The organism is Rhodococcus sp. HM1, from assembly GCF_023218075.1.
Classification (GTDB): Bacteria; Actinomycetota; Actinomycetes; order Mycobacteriales; family Mycobacteriaceae; genus Rhodococcus.
Genome location: NZ_JALPTB010000078.1, coordinates 1 through 25,824, shown reverse-complemented (window position 1 = coordinate 25,824; position 25,824 = coordinate 1). Strand labels below are relative to the sequence as shown.

At 67.1% G+C, this 25,824-nt stretch carries 22 protein-coding genes and 2 pseudogenes; 20 read left to right on the top strand and 4 right to left on the bottom strand.

Annotated features, from left to right (window positions below; translation table 11 throughout):
- From M1M07_RS27695 to M1M07_RS27625, 15 genes and pseudogenes are all read left to right on the top strand, one after another.
- Positions 1 to 623 (top strand): annotated as a pseudogene (locus M1M07_RS27695) (hypothetical protein); the annotation flags it as partial.
- Positions 620 to 1,393, top strand: coding sequence for a hypothetical protein (locus M1M07_RS27690; protein ID WP_102032075.1), 774 nt, complete (start codon positions 620 to 622; stop codon positions 1,391 to 1,393). The pseudogene M1M07_RS27695 and the gene M1M07_RS27690, both read left to right, overlap by 4 nt.
- The gene (locus M1M07_RS27685; RefSeq protein ID WP_248676230.1) at positions 1,390 to 1,962 is read left to right on the top strand and encodes a DUF6668 family protein; all 573 of its coding nucleotides are present in this window, start codon (positions 1,390 to 1,392) and stop codon (positions 1,960 to 1,962) included. Before M1M07_RS27690 ends, M1M07_RS27685 begins: the two co-directional genes overlap by 4 nt.
- A 17-nt stretch (positions 1,963 to 1,979) precedes the next feature.
- Positions 1,980 to 2,273, top strand: coding sequence for a hypothetical protein (locus M1M07_RS27680; protein ID WP_040273366.1), 294 nt, complete (start codon positions 1,980 to 1,982; stop codon positions 2,271 to 2,273).
- Between the two features lie 13 nt (positions 2,274 to 2,286).
- Positions 2,287 to 2,658 (top strand): hypothetical protein, encoded by a 372-nt coding sequence (locus M1M07_RS27675; protein WP_040273363.1) that lies wholly within the window; start codon positions 2,287 to 2,289, stop codon positions 2,656 to 2,658.
- Entirely contained in the window at positions 2,655 to 3,263 is a 609-nt protein-coding gene (locus tag M1M07_RS27670; RefSeq protein ID WP_040273361.1) for a hypothetical protein, read from the top strand. The genes M1M07_RS27675 and M1M07_RS27670 overlap by 4 nt, the downstream gene beginning before the upstream one ends.
- The gene (locus M1M07_RS27665) at positions 3,260 to 4,102 is read left to right on the top strand and encodes a hypothetical protein (RefSeq protein WP_029547247.1); all 843 of its coding nucleotides are present in this window, start codon (positions 3,260 to 3,262) and stop codon (positions 4,100 to 4,102) included. The genes M1M07_RS27670 and M1M07_RS27665 overlap by 4 nt, the downstream gene beginning before the upstream one ends.
- A complete protein-coding gene (locus M1M07_RS27660) occupies positions 4,084 to 5,664 on the top strand; it encodes a hypothetical protein (RefSeq protein ID WP_228287262.1) in 1,581 nt (526 codons plus the stop codon). Before M1M07_RS27665 ends, M1M07_RS27660 begins: the two co-directional genes overlap by 19 nt.
- Positions 5,661 to 7,166 (top strand): SCO6880 family protein, encoded by a 1,506-nt coding sequence (locus M1M07_RS27655; protein WP_248676229.1) that lies wholly within the window; start codon positions 5,661 to 5,663, stop codon positions 7,164 to 7,166. Before M1M07_RS27660 ends, M1M07_RS27655 begins: the two co-directional genes overlap by 4 nt.
- Positions 7,167 to 7,185: 19 nt before the next feature.
- A complete protein-coding gene (locus M1M07_RS27650) occupies positions 7,186 to 8,946 on the top strand; it encodes an ATP-binding protein (protein ID WP_248676228.1) in 1,761 nt (586 codons plus the stop codon).
- Positions 8,943 to 9,257, top strand: coding sequence for a hypothetical protein (locus M1M07_RS27645; RefSeq protein WP_210063300.1), 315 nt, complete (start codon positions 8,943 to 8,945; stop codon positions 9,255 to 9,257). Before M1M07_RS27650 ends, M1M07_RS27645 begins: the two co-directional genes overlap by 4 nt.
- Positions 9,254 to 10,885 (top strand): peptidoglycan DD-metalloendopeptidase family protein, encoded by a 1,632-nt coding sequence (locus M1M07_RS27640; RefSeq protein WP_248676227.1) that lies wholly within the window; start codon positions 9,254 to 9,256, stop codon positions 10,883 to 10,885. Before M1M07_RS27645 ends, M1M07_RS27640 begins: the two co-directional genes overlap by 4 nt.
- Positions 10,886 to 10,899: 14 nt before the next feature.
- Entirely contained in the window at positions 10,900 to 11,448 is a 549-nt protein-coding gene (locus M1M07_RS27635) for a hypothetical protein (RefSeq protein ID WP_248676226.1), read from the top strand.
- Positions 11,449 to 11,463: 15 nt separating this feature from the next.
- On the top strand, positions 11,464 to 13,533 hold the full coding sequence (locus M1M07_RS27630) for a type IV secretory system conjugative DNA transfer family protein (RefSeq protein WP_248676225.1): 2,070 nt from the start codon (positions 11,464 to 11,466) through the stop codon (positions 13,531 to 13,533).
- Positions 13,534 to 13,535: 2 nt separating this feature from the next.
- Complete coding sequence (locus M1M07_RS27625; protein WP_248676224.1) at positions 13,536 to 14,078, top strand: DUF4913 domain-containing protein; 543 nt, start codon at positions 13,536 to 13,538, stop codon at positions 14,076 to 14,078.
- Positions 14,079 to 14,365: 287 nt separating this feature from the next.
- Here the strand turns inward: M1M07_RS27625 and M1M07_RS27620 are convergent, their stop codons facing one another.
- From M1M07_RS27620 to mobF, 4 genes and pseudogenes are all read right to left on the bottom strand, one after another.
- A complete protein-coding gene (locus tag M1M07_RS27620) occupies positions 14,366 to 14,761 on the bottom strand; it encodes a hypothetical protein (protein WP_072812568.1) in 396 nt (131 codons plus the stop codon).
- Between the two features lie 138 nt (positions 14,762 to 14,899).
- Positions 14,900 to 14,995, bottom strand: a pseudogene (locus tag M1M07_RS33250) (DUF2510 domain-containing protein); the annotation flags it as partial.
- Positions 14,996 to 15,131: 136 nt separating this feature from the next.
- On the bottom strand, positions 15,132 to 16,256 hold the full coding sequence (locus M1M07_RS27615; protein ID WP_248676223.1) for a hypothetical protein: 1,125 nt from the start codon (positions 16,254 to 16,256) through the stop codon (positions 15,132 to 15,134).
- 48 nt (positions 16,257 to 16,304) lie between these two features.
- Positions 16,305 to 20,582 carry a MobF family relaxase gene (gene mobF / locus M1M07_RS27610; protein WP_248676231.1) on the bottom strand — a complete coding sequence of 1,426 codons (4,278 nt, stop codon included), beginning with the start codon at positions 20,580 to 20,582 and terminating at the stop codon, positions 16,305 to 16,307.
- A gap of 373 nt (positions 20,583 to 20,955) precedes the next feature.
- Between mobF and M1M07_RS27605 the strand changes: the two genes are divergently transcribed.
- The 5 genes from M1M07_RS27605 to M1M07_RS27585 form a co-directional block, all read left to right on the top strand.
- Positions 20,956 to 21,375: a hypothetical protein gene (locus M1M07_RS27605; protein ID WP_248676222.1), complete on the top strand. Its 420-nt coding sequence runs from the start codon at positions 20,956 to 20,958 to the stop codon at positions 21,373 to 21,375.
- A 10-nt stretch (positions 21,376 to 21,385) separates the two neighbouring features.
- On the top strand, positions 21,386 to 21,955 hold the full coding sequence (locus M1M07_RS27600) for an HNH endonuclease (protein ID WP_248676221.1): 570 nt from the start codon (positions 21,386 to 21,388) through the stop codon (positions 21,953 to 21,955).
- 193 nt (positions 21,956 to 22,148) lie between these two features.
- Positions 22,149 to 22,799, top strand: coding sequence for a restriction endonuclease subunit M (locus tag M1M07_RS27595; protein ID WP_072812515.1), 651 nt, complete (start codon positions 22,149 to 22,151; stop codon positions 22,797 to 22,799).
- A complete protein-coding gene (locus tag M1M07_RS27590; RefSeq protein ID WP_248676220.1) occupies positions 22,796 to 24,463 on the top strand; it encodes an Eco57I restriction-modification methylase domain-containing protein in 1,668 nt (555 codons plus the stop codon). The genes M1M07_RS27595 and M1M07_RS27590 overlap by 4 nt, the downstream gene beginning before the upstream one ends.
- A partial coding sequence (locus M1M07_RS27585; RefSeq protein WP_248676219.1) for a DEAD/DEAH box helicase family protein occupies positions 24,460 to 25,824 on the top strand: 1,365 nt, incomplete at its 3' end. The genes M1M07_RS27590 and M1M07_RS27585, both read left to right, overlap by 4 nt.

The following is a 25,824-nucleotide window of genomic DNA, read 5'->3' as shown; positions in this document are numbered from 1 at the left end:
CAGCTCCGGCTGCGGCTCCGGTCGAGGTCGTCGAGGAGACGACCACCCAGCCGGTCACCGACAGCGCCTCTGCGGCCGCGACCGCCCGCCCCGATCGATCCCGCACCTGGATGCTCGGCGGCGGCGGTGTCGCGGTGCTGGCGGTGGTCTCCGCGGCGGTGGTCACCGCGACGGTCGGCACCACCGACGAACCGCAGGTGCCGCCGCTGCCCTCGCCGACGGCGGTGTCCTCGTCCACCACCTCGACGTCGACGGTCGCGGCTCCGGCGTGGTGCGCCCCGGTCACCGAACCGGGCCGGGTCGTCGGCAACGGTCCCGGCGGCCGCGATTCCGGCCCCGCGGTGATCCAGGCGTTCGAGTACGCCTACTACGTCGAGCGGGACGGTACGGCCGTCGCGGAGCTGATGGTCCTGCCCGGCACCGATATTCAGTCGTTCATCGACGCCGTTCCGGTCGGGACCGAGCACTGCGTGAGCGTGCTGCCGACCGAGGACCCGAACCGCTGGTCGGTCGATGTGCTGCTGAAGTTCCCGCCCGTGGGAGACGAAGGCATCCACAAGCAGTGGATCACCATCCTGCCCGCCGACGGCGGGTTGACGATCGCGAACGTGGAGAATCGATGAACAACGTTGTCGCACTGCGTCGTAGCCCGAAACTCGAGCAACCCGAAGACCTCTCGGCCATCGTGGTGGCCGGCTCCGGGGGCGCGGCTGCGACCACCACCTGCTTCGGCCTGGCCACCGCCCTGCGCCTGGGAACCGATGCACAGGTCGCGGCGATCGACGGCACCTTCGGCGGCGGGAACCTGCTCGACCGGGTCGGCGTCGAACCGATCGACCCGGCCCGGGCGATCCGCCAGCTCGGCTCCCGCATGGCGCTCAGCACGGCCGGGGCCGTGGTCGTCGGTCACGGCGACGCCACGGACACGGCGCTGGTGGACAGCCTGCTCGCCGACCGGCATCTGGCCCGCATCCACGACGTCGGAACAGCGTTGCGCTCGCGGCGTCTGGCCCCGTTGCTCGAGGCCGGGGCCGCGATCGTGATCGTCGCCCCGGCCCGCTCGGAACCGCTGGCCCGGATGCGTACCGGTCTCGAATGGCTCATCGGCACCTACGGGCGTCGCGTGCTGGCGCGCACGGTGGTGTCGATCTCGCACCAGATGCCGCACCGTCTGGTGGATCTGGCCCCGATCCGAGAGGACCTGGCCCCACTGGTCGCCGGCTTCGTCGAAGTGCCCTTCGATGCGAGCTTGGCGCGGCCGGGCACCGTCGATCACCGCCGCCTGTCGGCCGGGTCGATCGACGCCTGGACCGACGTGCTCGACGCGTTGGGCCGCATCGAGGCCGGCCAGCGCGACACCGATCACCAGGCCGGGGCGGGGGAGCTGGCATGAACACCCGCGAACGCACCAGCGTCGAGGTGCGGGTCGATCCGTACCCGGTGGCTGCGCCCGGACCGGCGGTGTGGCTGCTCGGCGCGCACGGCGGGGCCGGGGTCTCCACCCTCGCCCGGTACTGGGACTTCGCCGAGGATGCGCGGCATCAGTGGCCGTGCGGTGACGCCCGTGAGACCGAATCGCCGTATGTGGTGGTGGTCTGCCGGGAAACCATCCAGGGCCTGTCCAGCGCCCACGATCTGATCCTCGAGCACCGCAACCGCGGGTTGGCGTGCGAGCTGCTCGGCCTGGTCACCGTCGCGAACGCGCCCGGTCAGCCCCCGAAGGATGTGCGTCAGCTGCGCTCGATCGTCACCGGCGCGGTGGCTGCGCACTGGGCGATCGGCTGGCATTGCTTCCTGGCCTCGGCGGCCCGGTCGAGCCTGCCCACCTGGCGCGCCCTCGACGGCGTGCCGATTCGGACCAAGGGAGCCGTGATCGCAGTTCCCGAGGACGTGATCGCTGCCGGCGTCGGCATCGTCACGGCAATCCAATCCAGCCTGCCCGCCTTGTGGTCGGGGCAGTAAGACACGGAGGACACGTCATGCTTCAGACCGTCGTGGACGTTGCGTATCTCGCACAAGGTTCGGTCGACTTCGACATCAACCCGGAGGTGCCGCCGGGCGCGAACGGGCTGCTCAAGCTGCTGAACTGGCTGCTGTGGGGCGTCACGCTCGCGTGCGTGGCGGCCCTGATCTTCTCGGGCGGGAAGTTCGCGTGGGAGAAGTGGCAGCACGGCTCGGGGGACTCGCCGAAGATGCTCGTCGGTGCCCTCATCGGCGCGATCGTCGCCATCTCCGCCAACCAGATCCTCAGCGCCGTCACCAGCGCGGCGTAAGGCGGGGCGATCGATGCAGGTGTTCGTACAGGGCGTGGTCAGCCCGCCCCCCGACGTCCTCGACGGGTTCCAGACGCTCCTGGGCTACGCGGCCGGGATCGTTTTCCTCCTGTGTGTGGCCAAGGTGATCTTCGTCGGTGCACGCCTGGCGTGGGACCACAAGCACGGGGCCGGTCTCGAATCCCCCACCGCCGCGGAGTTCCTGGCGGCGAACATCGGCGCGATCCTCGCCGGCGGTGTGGCCGCCACCCTCGCCACGATCCTGCTGGCCACCGCCCAGGGGCCCCAGGCCCACCAGCTCGGAGGCGGCCATTCCCCGACCGTCATCGAGCAGCTCGAACAGCTCCAGCAACAGCAGCAATCCGGCAACGAGGAGAACGAATGAGGAGGCGTCGGTGGGCGCGAGCCGCGGTGGTCGCGGTGGCGCTGGTGGCTACCAGCTGCGGGGGATCGGACACAGGCGAGAGCCCGGTGTCGCTGACCGATCCGCCGCAGATCAGCCGGTGGGTCACCGTCGGTGGCATCGAGGTGCCGATCGGCACCACCGACGGACCGCGAGGCGGTGAGTGGGAGCCCTTCGCCGGGTTCAGCCACACCCCGCAGGGTGCGGCCTTGGCGGCGATCACCCAGTCGGTGCAGCTGGCCACCGCGTCCGATCGCACCTGGTCGCAGATTCTCTCCGGGGTGGCCGCCCCCGGCGAAGGCCGCGACCTCTACGCCGCCCACCGCTCCCTGGTGGAGATGTCGGGCACCGACCCCGAGATGGTGCCGACCATCGTCGGCTACACCCTCGCCGACTACAGCGACACCGCCGCCACCGTCGACGTCGTGCAGCGGTTCTCCGACGACTCGCTCGCCTCCGCGACCACCCAGGTGGTGTGGATCGACGACGACTGGCGGCTGAACCTGCCCAGCAACGACACCGCCACCATCACCGCCCTCGACGCGCTGCCGTCGGAGCTGGTCGACCTCGAGGAGACCCGCAAGTGACCGAGCAGAACACCACCGGCCAGACCGGGGACACGAACACTTCCTCACTCGAGGGCGCCGAGAACGAGCGCGCCTCGGCAGCAACGAAACTCACCATCGGGTTGGCGGCAGTGGCCGTGATCGTCGTCGTCGGTCTCGTGCTGAGCATCGTGATGCTCTTCCGCGGTGACGATGCCGAACCGCTGGTCTCGCTCGACCCGACCACCGACAACGGGGCCACCGCCCGACTCGACGACCTCCAGTTCATGCCGGAACCCGTCTTCGACAAGCTCCACCGCGTCATCTACGTGCCGCTCGACCCCCACGGGGTGATCCTTTCCGACACCCTCGCCACCGGGAACCGGCCCGCAGAGCAGGCACCGAGTGGGGTGATGCTCCAGCGCATCCACGGCAACATGGACCTGCCGTTCTCGACCTCCGACGGCCCCACCGGATTCACCGACAACGGTGTGGCCACCGGCTTTGCCCGCACCCCGCAGGGAGCGGCGCTCGCCGCAGCCCACTACATCGGGTACGTCGCAGCCGGGGACAACCGGGTCGAGATGGTCACCGAAGCAGGCCGGGTGTCGGACCCGACCGGACAGTTGTCGGGAGTGAAGCTGGCCGACGACACGCCGACTGCGGTGATGCCGATGGTCAACGTGACTTTCCATCCCGATCTGACCCTGGTGAAGTTCGGCGCCACCGTCGAGCGGCCGAACGGGGCTACCGAGATCAGGGTGGTGAAGATTCCGGTGGTGTGGCGCGAGGGTACCGGTTGGGTTGTCCAGCTGGACTCGACCGCTTTTGGTACCGAGTTCGAGCCGGTGTCGTCCGAAGGGTGGCAGCAGTGGTGGTGAACTACAGCCTGCCCCCAGTCGTTCTTCGGCTGGTTGCCGTGCTCTGCGCTGTCATGGTCGTCGGCATCGGCGCAGCGGGTGCGGCCTTCGCCCAGGACTCCGAGCCCTCGGGGGATTCGTCCGGGGGCAGCATCGACAGTGCCGAGGTCGAGGAACAGGGCGAGGGGGACTTGGGTTTCGACTGGCTGGAAACGGGTGCTGGGGCCTTGAGCTGCGCCAGCACCGCCGGGAACGTCGTCGGCGCGCTGGGCGAGATGGTCTTGGATGTAGACATTCCCGACTGCGTGGACGCAGCCGGCAACGTCGTCGATGCCGGTACGGGCGCGATCGAAGACGGCATCAATGAGGCCGCTGCGGGCGCGGTCGAGAAGACCGCGCTGTGGATCGGTAATGCCGGTGTGGCGGTGTTGAAGTTCGCGCTGGGATGGTGGATCACCGGCACCGAGATGGACGGGGACACCTTCCAGAGGACCGTGGCCACGGTCAACGACTACACCTTCTACATCCAGGTCGCCGCCTTGTCGTTGTCGCTGATCCTGCTCGGCGGGCGTCTGGCGCTGGCCCGGTCGGGGGCGATCCGCGACACCTCGGAAGAGGGCCTGAAACAACTGGCCCGCGCTGTGGTGCTCGCCGGGGGAGCAACGACGATGATCGTGCTCGGCACCCGTCTGGCCGATCAGGTGTCGGCCTGGTTCATGGACAGTGCGGTCGGCTCCGATCCGTCCCGCCTGGCCGAAGCGATGGTGACGATCCAGCTCTATGCGGGTCCGGCCGGTGTCGGTTTGCTGTTTCTGATCGGCCTCATCGGGATGCTCGGCGGTGTGGTGATGGCGTTTTTGATGCTGCTGCGCACCGGCATCCTGGTGCTCATGGCCGCGGCACTGCCGATCGCGGGTGCGGCCGGGGGCACGAAGGTCGGCAGCCAGGCATTCGAGAAGATGCTGGCCTGGACGATCGCGTTCTTGCTGGTCAAACCGGTCGGGGCGTTCGTGATCGGGGTCTCGGCGATCCTGTTCCTCGAGGCCACCCCCACGATCACCGATCCCGAGAACGGGGACGGGTTCATGGCCCTGTCCGGGGTCATCACCTTGTGCGCCGCGGCCCTGGTCCTGCCGTCCTTGATGCGGTTGATCGTCCCGAACATCGGCGCACTCGGTGGCGGCGGCAGCGGTCTGGCGGCCGCCGCGGGATTGGCGGGTGTGGTCGGTGCGGGCGCGAAAACCGCCGGGATGATCGCCAGCGGCGGTGCCAGTGGCGCAGTGTCCGGCGCAGCATTCACTGCGACGAAGCGAGGCGATGACGATGGTTCGCCTCCTGGGGGTGGGGCTCCTCCCTCCGGTGCCCCGGTCGGCTTCGGTGCCGCAGGTGCAAGCCCGGCGGGCAATCAGCAAGGAACTCCGCAGGGCAACACCTCGGGTGCCTCTGGTGGGGGAGCCGGTGGGCAACCCGGTGGCAATGCGACCGGAACCCCCAGCGAGGGATCGCCGGAGAACGCAGCCTCCGCTGCCCCTGTCGCATCGGGGGCCGGCCACCAATTCCACCGAGGGGGATTCGAGCAATGAGCGGCGAACCGACTTTCCATACCTACGGCAACTGGCGCCGACCCCGCGAAACGGGCCTGCTCGGTGCCACCTTCGGCACCTCGATCGCCGCGATCGCCGCCGCAGCCACCGTCATCATCGCGGGTCTGTTCTTCGGCCTGCGGGTGTCGTTGCTGCTGGCGATCCCGGTGATCGTGTGCTTCATCCCCCTGGTCATCTCCCGTGACGGGCGTTCCGGTTACGAAAGGGCACTGATGCGACTGCAGTTCTGGCGCGGCCGCCGTCGCGGTGAGCACACCTACGCCTCGGGCACGTTCTCCCGCGTTCCCGGCCGGGCGTACCGGCTGCCCGGGGTGCTCGCCGACACCGAGCTGTACGAGGGCATCGATTCGGACGGGCGCACCTTCGGGATGATCCACATGCCCAGCCGGGGTGCCTACACGGTCGTCTTCGACGCCTACCCGCAAGGTGCGGAGGCCGTCGATCAGGACGTGATCGACCACTACGTCGGCAACTGGGCGCAGTTCCTGTCCGCGGCGGGGGAGACCTCGGACATCCTCGCGGTGGTCACCACCGTCGAAACCCTGCCCGAGACCGGCATCGAGCTGTACGAGACGGTCCACCAGAACACCCGCGCCGATGCCCCGCAGCTGGCCCGCGACGCGGCCTACCAGCTCGCCACCGGGCTGACCACGGGCGGTATCCGTCTGGCTGCGCGGATCGCGATCACCTTCGAGGCCCAGACCACCGAGCGCAGGCAGGACCCCTCCGAGCAGGCCGTCGAGCTCGGCCGCCGGCTTCCCGGCTTGACCGCGGCCGCGGCACGGTCCGGTGTGCCGTGCTCACCGATGGACGCCGACGAGATCATGGCGTTCGTGCGCCGCTCCTACGACCCGGCCTCGCTCGTCGACGTGGAGACCTGCCTGCACTCCGGCGACGGCACCGGATTGACCTGGGAGGACTGCGGTCCCCGCACCGCCCACGAAAGCCCGGACGGCGGCAAATACGTCCACGACGGCGCAGTCTCGGTGACCTGGGAGATGCGCGAGGCCCCCAAGGGCGCGGTGACCGAACGGGTGCTGGCGCGCCTGCTGGCGCCGAACGAGGCGGTGCCGCTCAAGCGGGTGTCGGTGCTCTACCGGCCGCATTCGGCCGGCGATGCCACCGACATCGCCGACCGCGACTACCGCAACGCGATGGCCGAGGCCCACGGCGGCTCGCTCAAGAACGGCTCGATCGCCTCGGCCAAGTCGCAGATCGAGGTCGCCGCCACCTCGCAAGCCCGCATGGAGCAGGCCCGCGGTGCGGGCATGGTGCGCTTCGGGGTGCTCATCACCGTCACCGAACCGGCCGGCAGCGCCGATGTGCCGAAGATCGACGCCCTCATCGAAGACCTCTCGCGCCAGAGCCGGCTGACGATCCGCCGCTCCTGGTGCTGGCAGGCCGCAGCCTTCGCCGCCTGTCTCGGTGTCGGGGTCATCGCCCCCGACCACACCACCATTCCCAGCTTCCTCAGCAACTGACACGCAAAGGGCTATAGGCATGAGTGCACGCAACGCCACGAGATCGTCGCGGCTGCTCACAGCGGAGAAGATCGCCAAGACTCTGCTGTCGGACGAGGAGCTCTCCCGCCTCGAAGAGCAGGCTGCCACCGCAACCGGACTCAAGAAGGCATGGAAGAAAAGCCTGGTCACCCGCCAGTACAGTCGCCGGGCGACGGTGGAGCGGTTGACCCGAATCAACACCGACGGCTTCGACCGACAGGTCGCCGATCTCGACGCCCGCGGATTCGACGGCCCCGGCGGGGGACGGATGTCCACGGTGATGCCCCCGGTCGAATACCGCGGCACGAGTGTGCAGGTCGCCGGGATCTACCCGTGGATCGTCGGCGCGAAGGCCCCGCTGCTGGGCACCCCGCTCGGCCGGCACCTGACCACCGGCGCCGCCGTCGGTTTCGATCCGCTCTACGCCTGGACGATGAAGGCGATCACCGCCCCGTCGTGTTTCATCTGCGCCCTCAACGGCTTCGGCAAATCCACCCTGCTGCGCCGCATCGCCCTCGGCGACATCGCCCGCGGCACGCTCGTGCTCGTGCCCGGCGACGTCAAGCCGGACCTGCGGGTGCTCGCCGAGCAGGTCGGCGGGCAGGTCAGCGAGGTCGGCTACGGCACCGGCGCGATCAACCCGCTCGACCGCGGCCCGATCGGCGACGCGATCGAACAGCTCCCCGCAGGCTCCCTCGAACGGGACAAGGCCGAGTTCGCGCTGCACGCCCGCCAGCTCAACATGATCTGCGCGCTGCTCGAGATCGTCCGCCGCGGCCCGCTCAAGGACTTCGAGGAAACCCTGCTCGCCTCGGCGATCCGGTTGCTCTACGCACCGGGCTCGCAGTTCGACAACGACCACGCGGCCCGGATCGAGGACCTGCTGACGCTGATCTCGACCGGCCCCGAGGAGCTGAGGGACGACGCGGTGGCCGACACCGCCGAGGAATACCGCGGTCAGATCAAACCGCTGTTGCGCTCGCTGCGCGCGTTGGTCAAGGGCCGGTTCGGGGAGACCTTCAACCGGCACAGCACCGTGCGGATCGATATCACCAAGCCGATGGTCGATTTGGACATGTCCTCGGTGCCGCCGGGGGACGAGTTGATGCGGGCTGCGGTGCTGCTCGCCGGGTGGAACGAGGCGTTCGCGGCGGTGGAGGCGGCGCACATCCTGGCCGACAACAAGGTGCCCGGCGCGAAGTCGATCGCGGCGCACATCATCTTGGACGAGGTGTGGCAGGTGATCCAGACCGGCAGCTCGGCGGTGGCGCGCCTGGACGCGGTGCAGCGGTTGCAGCGGTCGATGGGCGTGGCGATGACGCTGGTCACCCACTCGCTCGCGGACTTCGAGAAGGTCGGCGCGCTGGGCATGATCGAACGCTCCCGCGCCCGGATCATCGGCCCGGTCCCCGAGGCCGAACTCGACCGCCTCGGCCGGTTCATGAAGTTCTCGCAGGCAGAACGCGCGATGGTCACCGGCTGGGCCAACGACACCACCTCCTCGGTGGACGAGAAGAAGACACTGCGCCAAGCCCGCCGCAAGGCGCTGGCCTCGGCTGACGGTGCTCCCGGCGTGGCGGACAGCACGCGCACCGCGGCCGGAGTCGGGCATTTCCTGCTCAAGCTCGGCGAAGGCGCGACACCGGGCACCCCGTTCAAGGTGTGGGTGCCCCAGGCGGAGAAGGACTCCGGGATTCACGACACCGATGCCCGTCTGCGGGCCGCCGACGAAGACCGGGGCACGGAGTTCGCAGCATGAGCCGGCGTGGCCGTCCCGGCACTCGCCGGTACACCCTGGTCGATGACCTCACCCGTGAGGCCGCGATCGAGGCGGTCCTTCAGCGCATGCAGGCCGGGGACAGCTTCACCGCCGCAACGCGAGCCGCCGCGGCGCAGCTGGATGTGGCCGAGACGACGGTGCGGGGCTGGGTCAACCGCTCCGGCCGCCGTCCCCGCCGTACCCCGCAGCAAGTCGCCGCCCTGGAGGCGGAGCTGGCGATGGCGCAGGAGCTGAACCGGGCGTTGGTGCGCAAGCACGCAGCCCTCGCCGAGGATCTGAGTCTGCGGTGACCGACAAGGGGGGCACCGGGCTGATCGCGCTGATCCTGGCGCTTACGCTCATTCCGTTCTTCCTGCTCCTCGTGCTGGTGATGGGGATCCAGGACGAACAAGACCGCGAGAACGGCACGACCTGCCTCGGCCCCGGTTCGGGTGTGGGGTCGGGGGACCGGCTCGCACCGAGGGGCTCGTTCCTCAAACCGGTCGATCCCTCCGCCGTCACCCTCACCTCCGGGTTCGGTGAGCGGTGGGGGACCCAGCATCAGGGCATCGACCTGGCCGGCGCCGTCGGCACCCCCATCTATGCCTCGGCCGACGCGGTGGTGCGCCATGCCGGCCCCGCCAGCGGGTTCGGGCAGTGGGTGGTCCTCGACCACGTGCAGGGTGGGCAGATCGTGTCCACCGTGTACGGGCACATCGACACCTACACCGTCGAAGTCGGTGAGCAGGTCCGCGCCGGTCAGCAGATCGCCACCCTCGGCAACCGGGGCCAGTCGACCGGCCCGCACCTGCACTGGGAACTCTGGCCCGGCGGCTGGGGCACCGAAGCGGTGGATCCGCTGCCGTACTACGAAGCCGCCCCCGCCCCGGGACAGTCCTCGGCCGGGCCGACCACCCCGGTGCCGCCGGCCCCGTCCCAGGGGAATCTGGCGCAGCCGTTGCCGCCGTCGGCCGGCTCCGAGCAGGGCCTACAGGTCGATGCAAAAAAGGTCGCTCGCGCAGCCCACCTGACGTTCGGCGACCGGATCGGGGGTATCGGCGGGTGGCGCGCCGACGGCGGCTACGCCACCGACCACACCGAAGGCCGGGCCATCGATGTGATGATCCCGCACCACCGCTCCGGCGACGGGGTGGCCCTCGGGGACGAGATCACCGACTACATCCTGGCCAATGCGGAGTTCTTCAACGTCGAATACGTGATCTGGCGGCAGACCTACTACCCCGCCGGCGGTGCCCCGAGCCAGATGGAGGACCGCGGCAGCGAAACCCAGAACCACTACGACCACGTGCACATCAGCGTCCGGGGTCAGGGCACCGACGAGAGGTTGGTGTCGTGGGGATCGCTGCCCGGCGGCCGCGGCAACGCCACCGCCGCGGCCGCCGACTGCCTCATCTCCGGCGAAGGCATCGGCGACCGGCTCGCCGACGGCACCGTGCCGGACGAGTTCGCGCCGTGGCTCGAGCGGGCCGGATCGCTCTGCCCGCAGATCACGCCGTCGCTGCTCGCCGCCCAGCTCGCCGCCGAGAACGGCTTCCGCCACGGCACCGACGCTCCGGTGTCGGTGACCGGGGCGAGGGGACCGGCGCAGTTCATGCCCGGCACGTGGGCGTCCTACGGCCAGGACTACGACGGCGACGGGAAGGTCGATGTGAACAGCATCGGCGATGCGGTCATGGCCCAGGGCCACTACATGTGCACCATCGCCGCCACCATCGACGACGCGATCGCAGACGGGGTGGTCTCCGCACCGAACGGGCGCACCGAGCTGTACCTGGCCGGCTACAACGCCGGCGAAGGCGCGGTCCTGGCCTCCGGGGGCTTCCCGACCGGGCACACCGACTACGTGGTCCAGACCCGCCCCTACGCCGACAAGATCATCGCCGCCGAACCGCAGTACCGGGCGATGAGCAACCAGTGAAAAGAGGTACGCCCGTGAGGATCACACGCATCACCGTCGCAGCGGTGTGCACCGCGGCCGCCGTCGCCCTGGCCGGCTGCGGCAGCGACACCACCCGCGACCAGCACGTTCATGAGGGCAGCGACGACCACCAGGTGATCGAGCCGCTCTCGCCCCAGCAGATCGACGCCGACCAGACCGCGATCACGGCCATGCAGATGATCCTGTCCTGGCAGCCCGCCGTCGACGAGAGCAAGGCCGACGCGCTGATCCGGGCCACGGCGTATCTCGGCGGGGACCTGCTCGCCGTCGCCGAATCCGGCACCCGCGCCGAGGTACGCCCGGATGCGGACTGGCAGCAGTGGGCGGCGTCGAAGGACGCGGTGGCCGCGACCTGTGTGCGGGCCGAGTCGACCCCGGCCGCCCCGGCCGGAATGCGCACCGTGGTCATCGACGTCACCTGCACCCAGACGGTGCTGCACGCGAGCGGGCGCAGCACCCGCCTGACCCCGCAACTCTGGCGCACCACCACCGTCCGCACCGACGACGGGTGGCGCCTGACCGACTACCGATACCAGCAGTAGAAGAGGCGGACGACCATGGCACAGACAAGGCGCGACCGGCCCCGCACCTCCGCGGGCGCCGACGAGGTGTTCCTCAAGGCACTTCCCGTCCTGGTGGTCGTGGCGTACCTGCCGACGATCGCCTACAACACCGGCGGGGGAAACCGCCCCACGTGGAACCCCGTCGGCCTGCTGTTCGCTCTGGCACTGGGGGCGACGAGCTGGCCGGCCGGGGCAACCATCGTCCTCGGTGTCGAGCTGGTCCTGCTGGCGGTGGTCGCCGGCGCGAGCTGGTGGGCGCTGCGCCGGTTCGGGGTCCTCGAGACGCTCGAGGGCAAGCAGTTCGAAAAGCGCATCGATCGTCTCGCCCGCACGATGGTCGACCCGAAGGAGGTCGACGAGGCCGACCCGAAGTACCTCGCCGCCTCCACCGACCGGCTCGCCCCCGCGATCCCGAAAGACCATCCCGGCTACCTCGGCATCCCCCTCGGTGACACCGTGGTCGGGGGTCGCACCGTGCGGATGACCTGGGAGTTCGTGGCGATCGCGTTCGCCGGCGCCCGGATGGGCAAATCCGCCGGCTTCGCGATCCCGGCGATCTGCCACGCCCCGGGGGCGGCGCTGGTGGCCTCGAACCGCGGCGATGTGTACTCGCACACCGTCGGTCTCCGCCGCCAGAGCGGGCGGGTGTGGGTGTTCGACCTGCAAGGGGTGACCACCGGTAACCGGCAGCAGCGAGCGAGCTTCTGGTTCGATCCGCTGCGCACCGTCACCGACCTGCCCTCTGCTGCGGCGGTGTGCGGCTACTTCATCTCCGCCGCCACCGACGCCGGCGCCGGCGTCGATGCCTACTTCGACGGCAACGCCCGGGACCTGTTCGCCTCCTACCTGCTCGCCGCCGCCCTGGCCGGCGGGGACATCCGGCATGTGGTCGAGTGGCTGACCCACACCCAGTCGCAGATTCCCCCGGCGGTGCTTGAGCAGTACGGCTACCCGGAACTCGCCCGCACGATGCGCGGCAAGCAGGCCGTCAACGCCAAACAACGTGACGGCTTCTACGACATGGCCCGCCGCTTCCTGTCCCCGCTGGACGAACCTCGCTACGCCGACGCGGTCCTGCCGAACCGCCGGGTGGTCATCGGCACCGACACGAACGGCCAGGTCACCGTCACCCCCGGCCGCCGCGTTCACGACCTGCCGGAATTCCTCGCCGACGAGTTCGTCAAGCGCACCGACACGATGTACGCGATGTCGAAGGACGGGCCCGGCTCGTCCTCGGCGATCTCGAGTGCCCTGGTCGGCCAGATCCTCACCTGCGCCGAGGAATACTCCGAGCAGCAGCAATCGGAACGGATGCCGCTCCCGCTGACGGCGGTGCTCGACGAGGCCGCCAACATCTGCAAGATCGAGGACCTGCCCCGCTGGTACTCACACTTCGGTGGCCGCGGCATCATCCTCATCACCTTCTTCCAGTCCCCCTCCCAGGGCGAGAAGGTCTGGGGCCGCGAAGCGTTCAAAGCCATGGTCGATGCGTGCAGCGTGATCTGGTACGGCGGCAACGTCGAAGACGACGCATTCCTGTCCGGCCTGGTCGATGCCGTCGGCACCCACTACGTCGACACCGAATCCCGCAGTCGCCCCGCCGGCTTCTTCTCCAGCAGTCAGGCCAGCGTGTCGAGCAGCTGGCAGAAGGAAACCATCTTCGAAAAGCGGGACCTTCGAGCACTGCCGAAAACCCGCGCCCTCGTCACGATCGGTGGCTCCACCCCGATCCTGGTCCGCAAAGCGTTCTGGGGTGGCTCCCCGTTCGCCGAGAAGATCCGCCAGTCCAAGCAGGAAAGCAAGCAGCTCGGCCCCGCCCAGCAAAAAGCCCTGCCCGTCGGGGAATCCGATCGGCCGGTCACCGACCGTTCACCGATGACCTTCGCGGACGGCTTCGAGTACGGAGTACCGGAACAGCCGGCTGCAGGCCGTCGTCCACCGCGACGCGCAGGGGAGGACGACCAGTACGACACGCCGGAACAGGCACCCGTGGCTGACGAGCCGGTCGTGGAGCCCTCCCGCACAGCTGCCCTGTTCACATCCGAGTTCATGTCGAAGGAATAAGCATGGTGAATCTGCCCCGAACGACCGACGATCGATGGGATACCGGCAACGACGCCGGAGACGGAGACGAAGCCGACACGACCGAGCAACCGGCCGTCCCGGAGCCCTCGACGCAGCCTCAGCACACGATCGTCCCGGAGTCCTCGCAGCCTGCGACCCATCCGGAGCAGGAGAAGAAGCAGCCGAAGTACACGAACGTCATCGACTGGGTGAACGGATTCTTCCTGCCGGTGATCCGCCGCCGGATCAGCGACAACGACGGTGGATTGTCCTGGGACCCGCGGTGGTGGGCCTACCCGGAGGTCGTCGCCCGCCTGACCGCGCTGCACCAAGCCTGGGAAGAAGCACGGATGTCGGACTCGATGTCCGCGATGTCCTCGTGGTGGATCCAGCACCTCGAACCACATCTGAGGGTCATCCTCGACGGCGACACCGGACCGATGGCCAACGCCAAATCCGATCGCAGCTTCATGGGCTGGCCCGCCATGCCCGCCGACCCGGTTCCGCCCGAGCTGGTCGACAAGATCATCAGCCAGCACGACTAGGAGACAGCAGTGATCCGAGCGACGACACGACGATCCTCGGCCGCGCCGGGCCGGGACGAGGCATTGGAAGGAGTGGCATGAAACTGGCCCTGTCCAAGGGGCCGTCGGCAAGTGGGGGGTCGCGGCAGGTGAGGGTGCCGTCGTCGGCGCGGTCCCGCAGACGGCCTTACCCCCGCTCGGTGGGGACACTCCTCGTTGTCGGCGTGTGACTGCGTGCCGGGGGCTGCAGGTCAGTTCCGATGCGGCCGGTACCGCCGCCAGAGTGCATGGGGCTGCGAGCGAGCGTGTTACTTCCTGCGGGTTTGTTTGGCGACAGTCAGTCCCGTCAGACACAACACTGCCGACGACAGCGCGGTCAGCCACAGTCCCCATCCAACCTGCGCTCCGATGGTCCGGTCGAACACCTCCGTGGTGGCCGAGGTGACGTTCATGATGTTCGGGATGGAGATCACCAGGCAAATGACCCCGGCGCCGACGCCGATCCATCGGTCTCCGATGCGCGAGATTCCGCCGCGGGACAGGATCGAGAACATCGCGATCATGGACACAATGCCCAGGACCAAGGTGACCGCCCCGTCACCGCTGATGCCGTTCTTGGACATGGCCATGAAACTCACCCACGGTCCGATGCTTCCGATCACGATACCCACGCTTGCTGCCAGAGCACCGATCAGATTCGGCATGTAGTTCGTCGTGGACGTCGACGCGGCCGGGGCTGCGGATGGTGCGATCGGATTGCTCGTCGTCGCTATGACCGGGGTCGCTATGACCGGGCCGGTGTTCCCCATGGTGTCCACGGGGCTAGTGGTGCTCGGGGCGGGCGCAGCAGTTGTCTTCTCGGTCCAGTTCCGCCCATCCCACCACCGGAGTTGGGCGGGGGTTGCGGGGTCCGGATACCAACCGGGAGTGGGATTCATCAGGCATCGATCTTTCGTTCTGGTTTTGTACGCAGATCGTGCGCGAGTTACCTCACCGTTACGTCCGTAACCAGGCGTAACGGACACCCGAGGCGATGAGCACGGTCCGACTACCCCCTATCGGGACGGGAACAGGTCAGTACGAGAGTGTCGCTTCCTGGCTGTGTTCGACACCATTGTCGGGAACGAACGCGGCCTCGTTGGTGTGGTCGGGTCGTCGTTCGGTGTTGAGCATCTCGGTCACCGACCGGGGGTGACTGCTCATCGCAGCACCGATCGCATCGAGCAGTTCCTGACTGAGCTGGTTCAGATTGACGGGTGACAGGGGAGGGGCGACTTCGTCGTCACCGTTGATCGGACCGACCGCGGTGGCCAGACCTCGGCCGGCGGACTCGAGCACCGCTCCGATCTTGCCCAGATCCCCGCGGTTCGTGGGTACGGGTTCTTCGACCCGTTCGAGCTGGTCGGATACATCCGCTTCGTGACCGTCTTCGACTGCAACGGCCGGTTCGGTTCGTGTATCAGGGCCGCTGAACGCGGGCGAACTGTCCGCGGCCTTGTCGAAGTTCATCTCTACGGTGTCGGCGTCGGCGGCGCGGGCGAAGGATTCGGTCACCGATTCCGGCACTTCCGAGGCCCGTTCAACCGAGAGGTGCTGTTCGGACAGTTCGGCGAGCTTGTCGAACGACGGCACACTCCTGGCGGCGACGTAACTCAACGCGAGAGCTGCGGCTGCGTCGAAGGCTCGATTGTCGCTGTCCCGGTCGGCGGCTTCTTTCTCGGCCATGCGCCGCTGGATCTCCTCCGGGGGCATCTGCACCTGTACATACCGCTGCTGTTCTTGTCGGTACTGCTGCGCTCGCAGCGCTTCGAGTCGCGCAGCATTCGCCTGCGCCAACCGCTCCCACCTGCGGGTGTTCCGCGACTGCGCGCCCAGGTGTCGAGTGGTGGCTGCCGCTGCCAGAACCTGGATGGTGGTCTGCTGCGCGGGCTGTCCACGGAACGCACCGAGAACGTCGCGCATCGACTTCGGTGTGGGTGCCGGCCGGCCCTGAGCGCGTCGATTCTCCGCTGCACGGAGAAAACCCACGAGGTCGACAACGTCCTGGGTGGCCTGCGCCCTGGCCGGCCTGCGCTGCGGCACCGCCGGCACACCGGCCGGGGCCGCGGTCTCCGAGGACGGCGGAATCGAGGCGTCGGTGGGGTGGGCCGACCGTCCGCGGTTGCGCAGAAACCGTCGCTTCTGGTCGTTGTCCGCCATCGTTGTTCTCCTTGTGCCATTCGGGGTCGGGGGTCGTAGCCGGCGGGCTTACAGTTCCCGTTCTGGACCGGTGTCGTGTTCGAGCGGGTCGCGGTCGATAGGGGCGTTCGCCGACGAGTCCGCCTGGGTCTGTCGCGTCGGGTTGCCGGTGGTGTAGTCGGTTCCGCCGGCGTTGCGGCGGGCGAGTTCGGCGTCGATCTGACCGAGGATGGTGCGTTCGGTGGCAATCGATTCTTCGAGTCGGGTGATGCGGTCGGTGATTCGGCCGAGGGCCTGGTCGTCGGTGGCGCGGGCGCGGGCCTTGGCAGCTTCGGCAGCCCGGTAGTGCTGGGCGCCGCGTTCGATCACGGCCCAGCGACGCTCGAGTGGTGCCACCTGTTCGGCTGCGGCCACGGCGGCGCGAGCGGCATCGATCTGCTGTTCGGTGGCCTGCGGGGAACGAGTCAACGCGTCGAGGCGGGCGCGGGCAGCACGCACCGCCGCGATGTTGCGTTCGTCGATCTCGACCTGCGCCAGGGACCGCTCGACGGCTCCGAGAGCGGACGCCTCGCCTCGTGCCCGGTCGAGCTCGTCCTTCGCTAACGACAGCAACATCGCGTCTTCGGTGAGCCGGCCCCGGCTGAGCGCCCGTGCCGAATTCAGTTCGGCGTCGGTGTAGCGGGCGTACGGACCGACCACCTCGTCGGTGGCCTGTTCGGGCCGGCGCAACCGTGCGATGTTCGCGGTGAGGGTCGACTTCCGGGCTTCGCGGATGTGCGCCATCGGATCGTTCTCGTCGTCGGATGCGTTGGCCAGCACCCGCGAGATCGCGATTTCCCGCACCGTGGTTTCCCACAGTCGCACCCGACGAGGGTCCGTTCCCCGCTGGCCGACGGCGACGATCCACGGGGCGCTACGTTCGAGTGCGGCGGTGGTGTAGGAGTCGATGAACGCGTGCATCTGCTGCTCGCACGAGCGGGCGTAGGCGGCGAGGATCGGATCGGTGTCGGCCGCGGCCTCGGTCAGCGCGGGCACGCGGTAGGCGGCCACCGCGTCGGTGCGGCGGCGCGGCAGCCGCGCTCCGTCCTCGGCATCGATGCGCTCTTTCAGGGCGCGGGCGATGACCCGGCCGGGGGAGTTGCGGTCGGTGTCGATCCGCCCGGCCTTGCCTTCGGCGCTCATCACCGACGCTGCCTGGCGCAGCAGGGCCTCGGTGTCCCAGCCGAACGTTTCCGACCGGGCGACGTAGGTGACGATCTGATCCCACCCGCCGAGGCCGTGCACCCAGCCGAACTGCTCGTCGGTGAGAATCCGGCTGAGCAGCTGTTCGGTGTAGTCCTCGTACAGCTCCCCGAGGGCCAGCATGTAGCTGTTGGTGATCGTCGACCAGGACGCGGCCTTGCGCTGTTCGTCCTCGATCATCTGATGCACGGTGCGCTGCGAGCCGTCGCGAGCGATGATCTTCGCCAGCAACCCCATCGCACCGGGATGCTCGTCGGGGTGATGTTCGAAGTCCCAGTCGGGCAGCTCGTCGTGGGCGGCGTAGACGATGTTGGTGTGCTTGCCGCGGCTGAGCGCCACGTACAGCGACTGGCGATCCATGTTCGCCCCGGCGAGCACGTGGCAGCTTCCCACCGTCATGCCCTGCGAGCGGTGCACGGTGGTCGCGTAGCCGAGTTGCACGTTATCGGTGATGTAGTCGGCGGCGACGGTGACCTGCCCGCCGCTGATGTTGTTGCGCAGCCGCAGCGAGCCGTCGGCGCCGATTGCGGCCACGGTCCACAGGTCGCCGTTCTTCACCCGACCGGCCTTCTTGCCGTCGGAGTCCTTCACGACGTACTTGGAATTGTTCTTCCGTGTGACCACCACGTCCCCGACCGCGGCCTCGAGACCGTCCGCGAGGGCGATGCCGGGGCCGGTGACGGTGCCGCCTGCGCGGTAGTAGGCGGCGGCCTTCTCGTTGAGCTGGCGCACCAGATCGTTGGTCGGGGCGACCATCAACGCGACCTGGCCGGCCTCGACGTCGGCGACGTAGGCGTCGAAGACCAGATCGGCCAGCTCGTGCGCCATGCCCTGCCGGATGCGATTGTTCTCGCCGTACCACTTGAGCACCGTCACATCGCCCTTGCGCAACCGCAGGCTCGCCTCGGCCTCACCAACGGTGGCGAAACGGTGGACCTTGCGCAGGAACGGGGCGTTGGTGCGATCGGCCAGATCCCGCAACACACCACCGGCCTCGACGGAGGCGAGCTGCTGCGGATCGCCCAGCAAACGCACCACCGCCCCGGCGTCGGTGGCGATGCGCGTCAGGTCCGCCAGGTCGCGGGCCGAGGCCATGCCCGCCTCGTCCACCAGCAGAAGATCACCCCTGCCGATGCCGGTCGGGATGCCGACGCGGTGGCGGGTGAGCACGTCGGCGATGGTGCGTCCCTCCACCGAAATTTCCTCACCGAGCACTTCGGCGGCCCGGGCCGACGGCCCCAGGGCGAGGACGTTTCCGTTGACCGCTTCCCAGGCGCGGGCGATCACGGTGGCCGCGGTGGTCTTGCCGGCGCCGGCCGCCCCGACCGCCACGGCCACACGCGTGCGGGCGGTGAGGAAGTGGGTGATCATCGCGAGCTGATCGGCACCGAGCTCGTGCCCGTTCGCCTGCTCGATCCGGCGCAACGTGCGGCGGATGATCCGGTCATCCACGGTGTGTTCGTCGCCGGTGTCGGCCTGCTGGCGCATGAAGTCCTCGGCGTCGAGAACCGATTGCGCGGTGTAGCGCATCTGCGCGCGATCGACCAGCAGACTGCGCCGCCGTCCCCGCTCGACGCGGTCGCTGATCCGCTCGGGCAGGTGGTATTCCTCGACGTCGATGGGCAGGCAGTAGTCGCGCAGGGCGAGTTCGAGTGCATCATCGTGAATGGCGCGCAGCTGCTCGTCGTCGGCGAAACTGAACTCTCGCAGTCGTCTCTCGATCTCGGCGGTCACCGAGAACACCGTCCACGACCCGACCTTGTGCGAGAGCGTCTCGACGACCTCGTCGACGAGGGCCGGCACCTGTTGCGGAGTCAACACCGGTCGGCGGTCACGTTCACCGCGGACAGATTCGACTAGCTCTGCGGGATTGTTCCCGGCGAGAATCGCCTCGGCCCGCTCACGCCATTCGGCCCGCAACTCGGCCAGGGAACGTGGGGGATTCTTCGCGTTGCGGGTGTCGAGGGTGGCCTGTTGCGCGTGGACGTACTGCACCTTCTTCGGTGGATTCTTGCCGTAGCGGGTCTTGTAGTCGCGGGCCAGTTCTTCCTGGCGTGCCTCGATCGCGGCGCGGCGGGAGAACTCCTCGATCAGGGACGGTGGGATGCCGTCGACCTCGTAGACCGGTTGCTTGCCGACCGCCGTATCCGCTCTCGGGGCGAAGGTGACACCGAGCTTGCGGGCCACCAGATCGGCCACGCGGGTGTTGTACTTCTCCGACGCCGCGACGTTCGCCTTGTAGAGAATCGACCCGTCGATGGTGGTCCATCGGCCTTCGGCATAGACACGATTGAGCACCGCGCTGTGGGTGTGCAGGTTCGGGTCCGCAGCGCGATTGTCGAAGTGATCGAACCGGGCGATCAACAGCCCTTCGGCCTTGACCTTGCGCTCACCGCCCTTCCCGCGGCGGGTGTAGATCACCTGATCTTCGATCCACTCCAACGCTTCGTCCACGGCCTGCTTGTGCGCTTCTTCGACCGCGGCCTTGACCTGCGTGTCGCCGAGGCCCCACAGCAACGAGATGGACTTCATCGGGGTGAACACCAGGTCGTAGCCGGCCACCGGCTGACGCGCCTTGTTGTACTTCTCGGTGATGAACTGCCACACCTGTTCGTCGCTGAGCAGGTCCGCCTTCTCACCGTTTTCGCGGCCCAGGTGCTTGCGGGCGGTGGCGAACTGGATGTCCTTCTTCGCCTCGGTGGTCGGGTACTCGCCGTGCTGCGCCTTGTACGCGGTGCACAGTTCCTCGACGTCGTGGACGTACTCCTGGCTGTTCTGAAACCACGAAAACGCCCGACCGAGGGCGGTCTCCCTGGACCAGTTCAGGTGCACTTCGTCCGACGCTCCGGGGCCGGGCCTGGTGTCCAAGGCGTTCGGGGTGCGGGCCGCACCGAACACCGATCGCATCGCAGATTCGGTGACCTCGGTGCCGACCTCGACACCGACCTTCTCGGCCAATTTGCCGCACCAGATGCCGGGCGGAGTGCCCTTCGCGACGTAGTAATCGACCGCATCGGGCTTGCGGGACTCGGTGGCGTCGCCCTTGGCGACATGCTTGGTGAGATAGACATAGCCGTCCCCAGCATTGAGCTTGTGGACGGTCATCACGGCGCCGATTATGCCACGTCGCACCTTTAGTGCATGAGGTGTGTAGAGACTTTTGGGACGAACGGAGTTCGTCCCAAAAGTACTGACAGGACCATCGAGGTCCTGTCAGAGCAGCGGAGCTGCGTGTGTTAGGCACGTGAGCGTCACGGTTTGTCCGTGCGGTGATCGGATCTGGACGTCGATGGAGCGCCTTCGGTTCCGGTCGTCGGCCTCCCCGCGACCGCGTCGAGCCGCTACACTGCGGCCTATGGCCTCGACGTCCCAATCGGCATCTCGCCGCTCACTTCGTCCGCACACGACGCCGAACGTTCGAGAGAATGCCCGCCGCCAGCGAGAGCGACTGCTCGCTCGTCAGGCGGAACTCGAAGCGTTGGCTGGCCCCATCCACGAAGCGACGGACAAGCTCTCCAAGCTCGAAGCAGCGGTCGCCTCGCGGGCACAGGCTCCGCTGAAGAAGATCGAGCGGCTCGAGCAGACTCGGGATCGTCGCATCAAGAAGATCCAAGAGGAGTACGCGGCGAAGATTGCCGAGATCCAGCGGGAGATGGAAGCCGGCGTGGAGACGCTGACTCCGCAGGAGCGCGAGCAGGAATCGTCGCTGTTGCGCGAGTACGCGGAAGCGATCGTGACGTTCAGTCGCAGCGCGTCGGCTTCGGAGCTGGCACCGTTGCTCGGCGTGAGCACCCGCGAGGCGAAGAAGCTCATCATGCAAGCCAAGGCGGATCTCGGTGTCACCGAGTCTGCTGCACCATCATCCGACGACAAGCAGACGGTGCCTGCGGCGTCGTGATGCTGCGGTCATGAGTGACGATGTGGAGCCCGCGCTCGACATCGGGTTCCCGGAGCTCGATGTCGACTTCGTCGCTGATGAGTCGGAGGACCGGACGCGACGGGTCCGGGTGGTGGACAACTCGCTCCGCCCGTCGAAGGCGAACATCGCGGCGTTCTGGTCGAAGGTCATTAAGTCCCCGACGTGTTGGTACTGGGTCGGTGCGATCAGTGCGCCCGACGGGTACGGCCGGTTCAACTTCCAGCGACAGAACCGGCAACGCACGATGCTCGCGCATCGCTTCTCGGTGGAACTGGTGCATGGGCCTCTGGCGCCGGATGTGGTCTGCGAGCACAAGTGCAATGAGCCGCTGTGTGTGCGCGTCGGGCCTGAGCATCTGGTGGAGTCCACGCACAGCGAGAACGTGCGCTACGCGATCGCTCTCGGCCGGCTGGCCGGTCATGCACTATTCGACGGACAGGGACGCACGCGCTACGAGCGGTCTCTCGCCATCCGTGAGGCGTTGCGGGACGGGTATGACGCAGAATCACTGCTCCACGCGAAGATCAATCCGGGGGATTCGCAAGGAACCTTGTTCTGATGGGCCGGCATCGATAGGTGTTGGCGAGGACTCCGGAACGAACTCAACACCTTGCATGCTGATGCGCGCCACCTGCGGTAGGTCGCTGTTGTCTGCTAGCACGCACGAACTCATCAGGTTTATCGGGCGAGTTCCGCCCTCTCTGGGCGGGCGCTTAATCTGACGGAGACGAACATGAAATGAGGAACGCCCAATGAACCTGCGCGACGCAGAGAGCCTGGTCAAGTCCAAGCAACGCGTCATCGACCACGGCGAGGTCTTCACCCCTGCCTGGATGGTGGAGGACATGCTTGACCTCGTTAAGGCGGAGTCCGAGCGCATCGATTCGCGCGTGCTGGAACCTGCCTGCGGGGCTGGCAACTTCCTCATTCCTGTCCTCGCTCGCAAACTCGCCACCGTGCAGGCTCGGCACGGTAAGAGTGATTTCGAGAAGCGCCACTACGCGCTGTTCGCCCTCATGTGCACCTACGGCATCGAACTGCTCGCCGATAACGCCGAAGAGTGTCGGGGCAACCTAGCCGAAATCTTTAGCGCCTTCCTCGGCGTCGAGGACGAAGACGAGTGGGCTCGGGCCGCCCGCGTCGTGCTCGCTGTCAACATCGTGCAGGGCGACGCCCTGACGATGACCCTGCCAAGCGGACGCCCGATCACGTTCCCCGAATGGGGCTACCTCGGAAAGGGCAAGTTTCAGCGCCGCGACTTCCGCTACGACGATCTGACCCAGCGCGCCGCATATGAGGCGGAGGGATCGCTGTTCCAGGACCTTGGACAGGACCTTTTCACTCCGGCCAAGACATATCCGACGATGACGGTTCGCGACATCGCTGAAGTGAGCACCACGTGAGCCAGGCACCCTTCACCCTGCGTGGACACAACCCCGACGTCCTGACCTGCATCGCGAACCTCTCCAATGATGAGGTATTCACCCCACCGGAGATGGCGAACACCATCCTCGACCTCCTTGCGGAGGCGTGGGCCGATGCCAACAACGGCGCAAACATCTGGGCGAACCCGAACGTCACATTCCTGGACCCGTTCACCAAGTCTGGAGTCTTTCTCCGGGAGATCGCTCGCAGACTTATCGGAGGTCTCGCCCTCGTCATTCCAGACTTGGCTGAGCGCGTCGACCATATCCTCACTCGGCAGCTCTATGGCATCGGTATCACCCAGCTCACCGCGCTCCTGGCCCGCCGCAGCGTCTACTGCTCCAAGTTCGCCAATGGCCCGCACTCCGTCGCCAAGTCCTTTACCACCGAGGACGGCAACATCTGGTTCGAGCGCACCGAACACACCTGGGGAGGCGGCAAACAGGAGTTCCGTGCCGACCCGCTTACCGGCGAGGAGATCACCGTCCAGACCAACCGTAGATGCGTCTACTGCGGCGCTGGCGAAGACGACTACTCACGTGGCGACGATCTCGAGACCCACGCTTACGCGTTCATCCACACCGACAACATCACCGCTCGCATTGCCGAGCTGTTCGGAGACACCATGCAGTTCGACGTCATCATCGGCAACCCGCCTTACCAGCTCAGCGACGGTGGGCACGGCACAAGTGCGGCACCGATCTACCAGTTGTTCGTCGAGCAAGCAAAGAAATTGGAACCGCGTTTCCTGTCGATGATCGTTCCGTCACGCTGGTTCGCCGGCGGCAAAGGGCTCGATGAGTTCAGGGAGTCCATGATCAACGATGACCGGATACGGGCAATCAACGACTACCTCAGCGCGTCCGACGTATTCCCAGGAGTCGGACTCAAGGGCGGAGTTTGCTACTTCCTCTGGGACCGCGACCACCCCGGGCTCTGTAAAGTCACGACTCACTTCAAGGACTGGCCTACGACAACCGCAACGCGTCCGCTCCTCGAACCGGGTGCGGATGTCTTCATCCGCTTCAACGAAGGTCTGTCCATTCTTCGCAAGGTCATCGCAGTCGAGACCGGGCAGGATCAATCCCTCGCCCTCCCGGAGGGAAAGCGATTCGATCAACTCGTCAGTTCCCGAAAGCCGTTCGGGCTGGAAACGACGTTCAAGGGCAAGGCGACCAAGCGCCCCGGAGACCTACGGATTCACCAGAACGGCGGTACCGGATGGGTCGGCAGGGAGTCGCTACCGAATGGTTCCCATCTCATCGACAAGTGGAAGCTTTTTGTGGGGTACGCGGCTCCAGGGACCGGCAACAAGGACACCTATCCTCACAGGATCATTAGTACGCCGTTCCTAGGGGAACCCGGAAGCGTCTCTTCGGAAACCTACCTCTGTATCGGCCCCTTCGGCTCAAAGGCCGAGGCCGAAAGCGCCCTGTCGTACCTTCGCTGCCGACTAACGCGCCTCCTTATCCTCCTCAACAAGTCGAGTCAGCACGTCACGCGCAAGGTCTACAGCTTCGTCCCAATGCAAGAGTGGACGCAGCAGTGGACGGACGACGATCTCTACACCTACTACGGCCTCTCCGAGGACGAAATCGCGTTCGTCGAGCAGGTAGTTCGTCCGATGGACGCCGTCGAATGACAAGGGACATCGACGAGCTCCTCCCTGCAAAGCCATCTGCACGCCTTCGCATCTACGCCTGGACGCCCAATGATCCGCCTGCGGGGTATGCAGGGCTCGTCAAGGTTGGGCAGACGACGAAGGCGGATGTGAACACTCGTATCCGCGAGTCCCAGGGGCAAATGCAGCAGGCATACACTCTGCACGTCGACGAGCCCGCCGATCGAGACGACGGCACCACTTTTCGTGACTCCGATGTGCGCCAGCGCCTCATCGAGAAGGGCTTCGATAACCCGATCTTCGGGTCGGCACGCGAATGGATGCGTTGCACTCCCAACGATGTGCGCATCGCTATCACCGAGCTGCGCACCGGCAAAAAGTTCATCGGCACGCATCATGAGACGTTCCCGATGCGCCCTGAGCAGGCCCACGCCGTCGAACGAACCCGTGAGTACTACGAGTCGCTCTGGGGCGAAAACCCGAAAGCAGTGCCGCGGTTCTTGTGGAACGCGAAGATGCGCTTCGGCAAGACCTTCGCCGCCTACCAACTCGCCAAGCGTCTTGCTGCCCAACGCATCCTGGTCGTCACGTTCAAACCTGCCGTCGAGGACGCATGGCAGGCCGACCTGAAGTCCCATGTCGACTTCCAGGGTTGGCAGTACCTCTCCGCAGCAGCAGGCGCAGATCCCCACGCGGCAAATCGAGATCAACCGCTGGTGTACTTCGGTTCATTCCAGGATCTCCTCGGCCGTGACAAGGCGACCGGAATGATCAAGTCCAAGAACGAATGGGTACACACCACCAACTGGGACCTGGTGATCTTCGACGAATATCACTTCGGTGCCTGGCGTGAATCCGCCAAGGAACTGTTCGAGGGTGAAGACGAGAAGGTCGCGAAGAGGGAACTCGCCGCCGAGTACAACGACGGCCTTGTTGCCTTCGACGAGGAACTCGACGAGTTGGGCAACAACGAGGACGACTTCCTCCCAATTACCACCCGCGCCTATTTGTACCTGTCGGGCACCCCCTTCAAGGCCCTGGCAACCGGTGAGTTCATCGAGGAGCAGATCTTCAACTGGACTTACACTGATGAGCAGCGTGCCAAGTTCGACTACGCCGTCAACCACCCCGACGAGTGGAACCCGTACGGGGCTCTGCCCGAGATGCGGCTGTTCACGTACCAGATGCCCGACGAGCTGATCGCCGTTGCGAACCAGGGTGAGTTCGACGAGTTCGACCTCAACGCTTTCTTCGAGGCCACCGGCACTGGAGCGAACGCCGAGTTCGTCCACAAGACCGATGTCCAGAAGTGGCTCGACATCATCCGGGGCGCATACCTTCCCACTCAGATCGACGCAATGCGGATGGGCACCCGCCCGCCC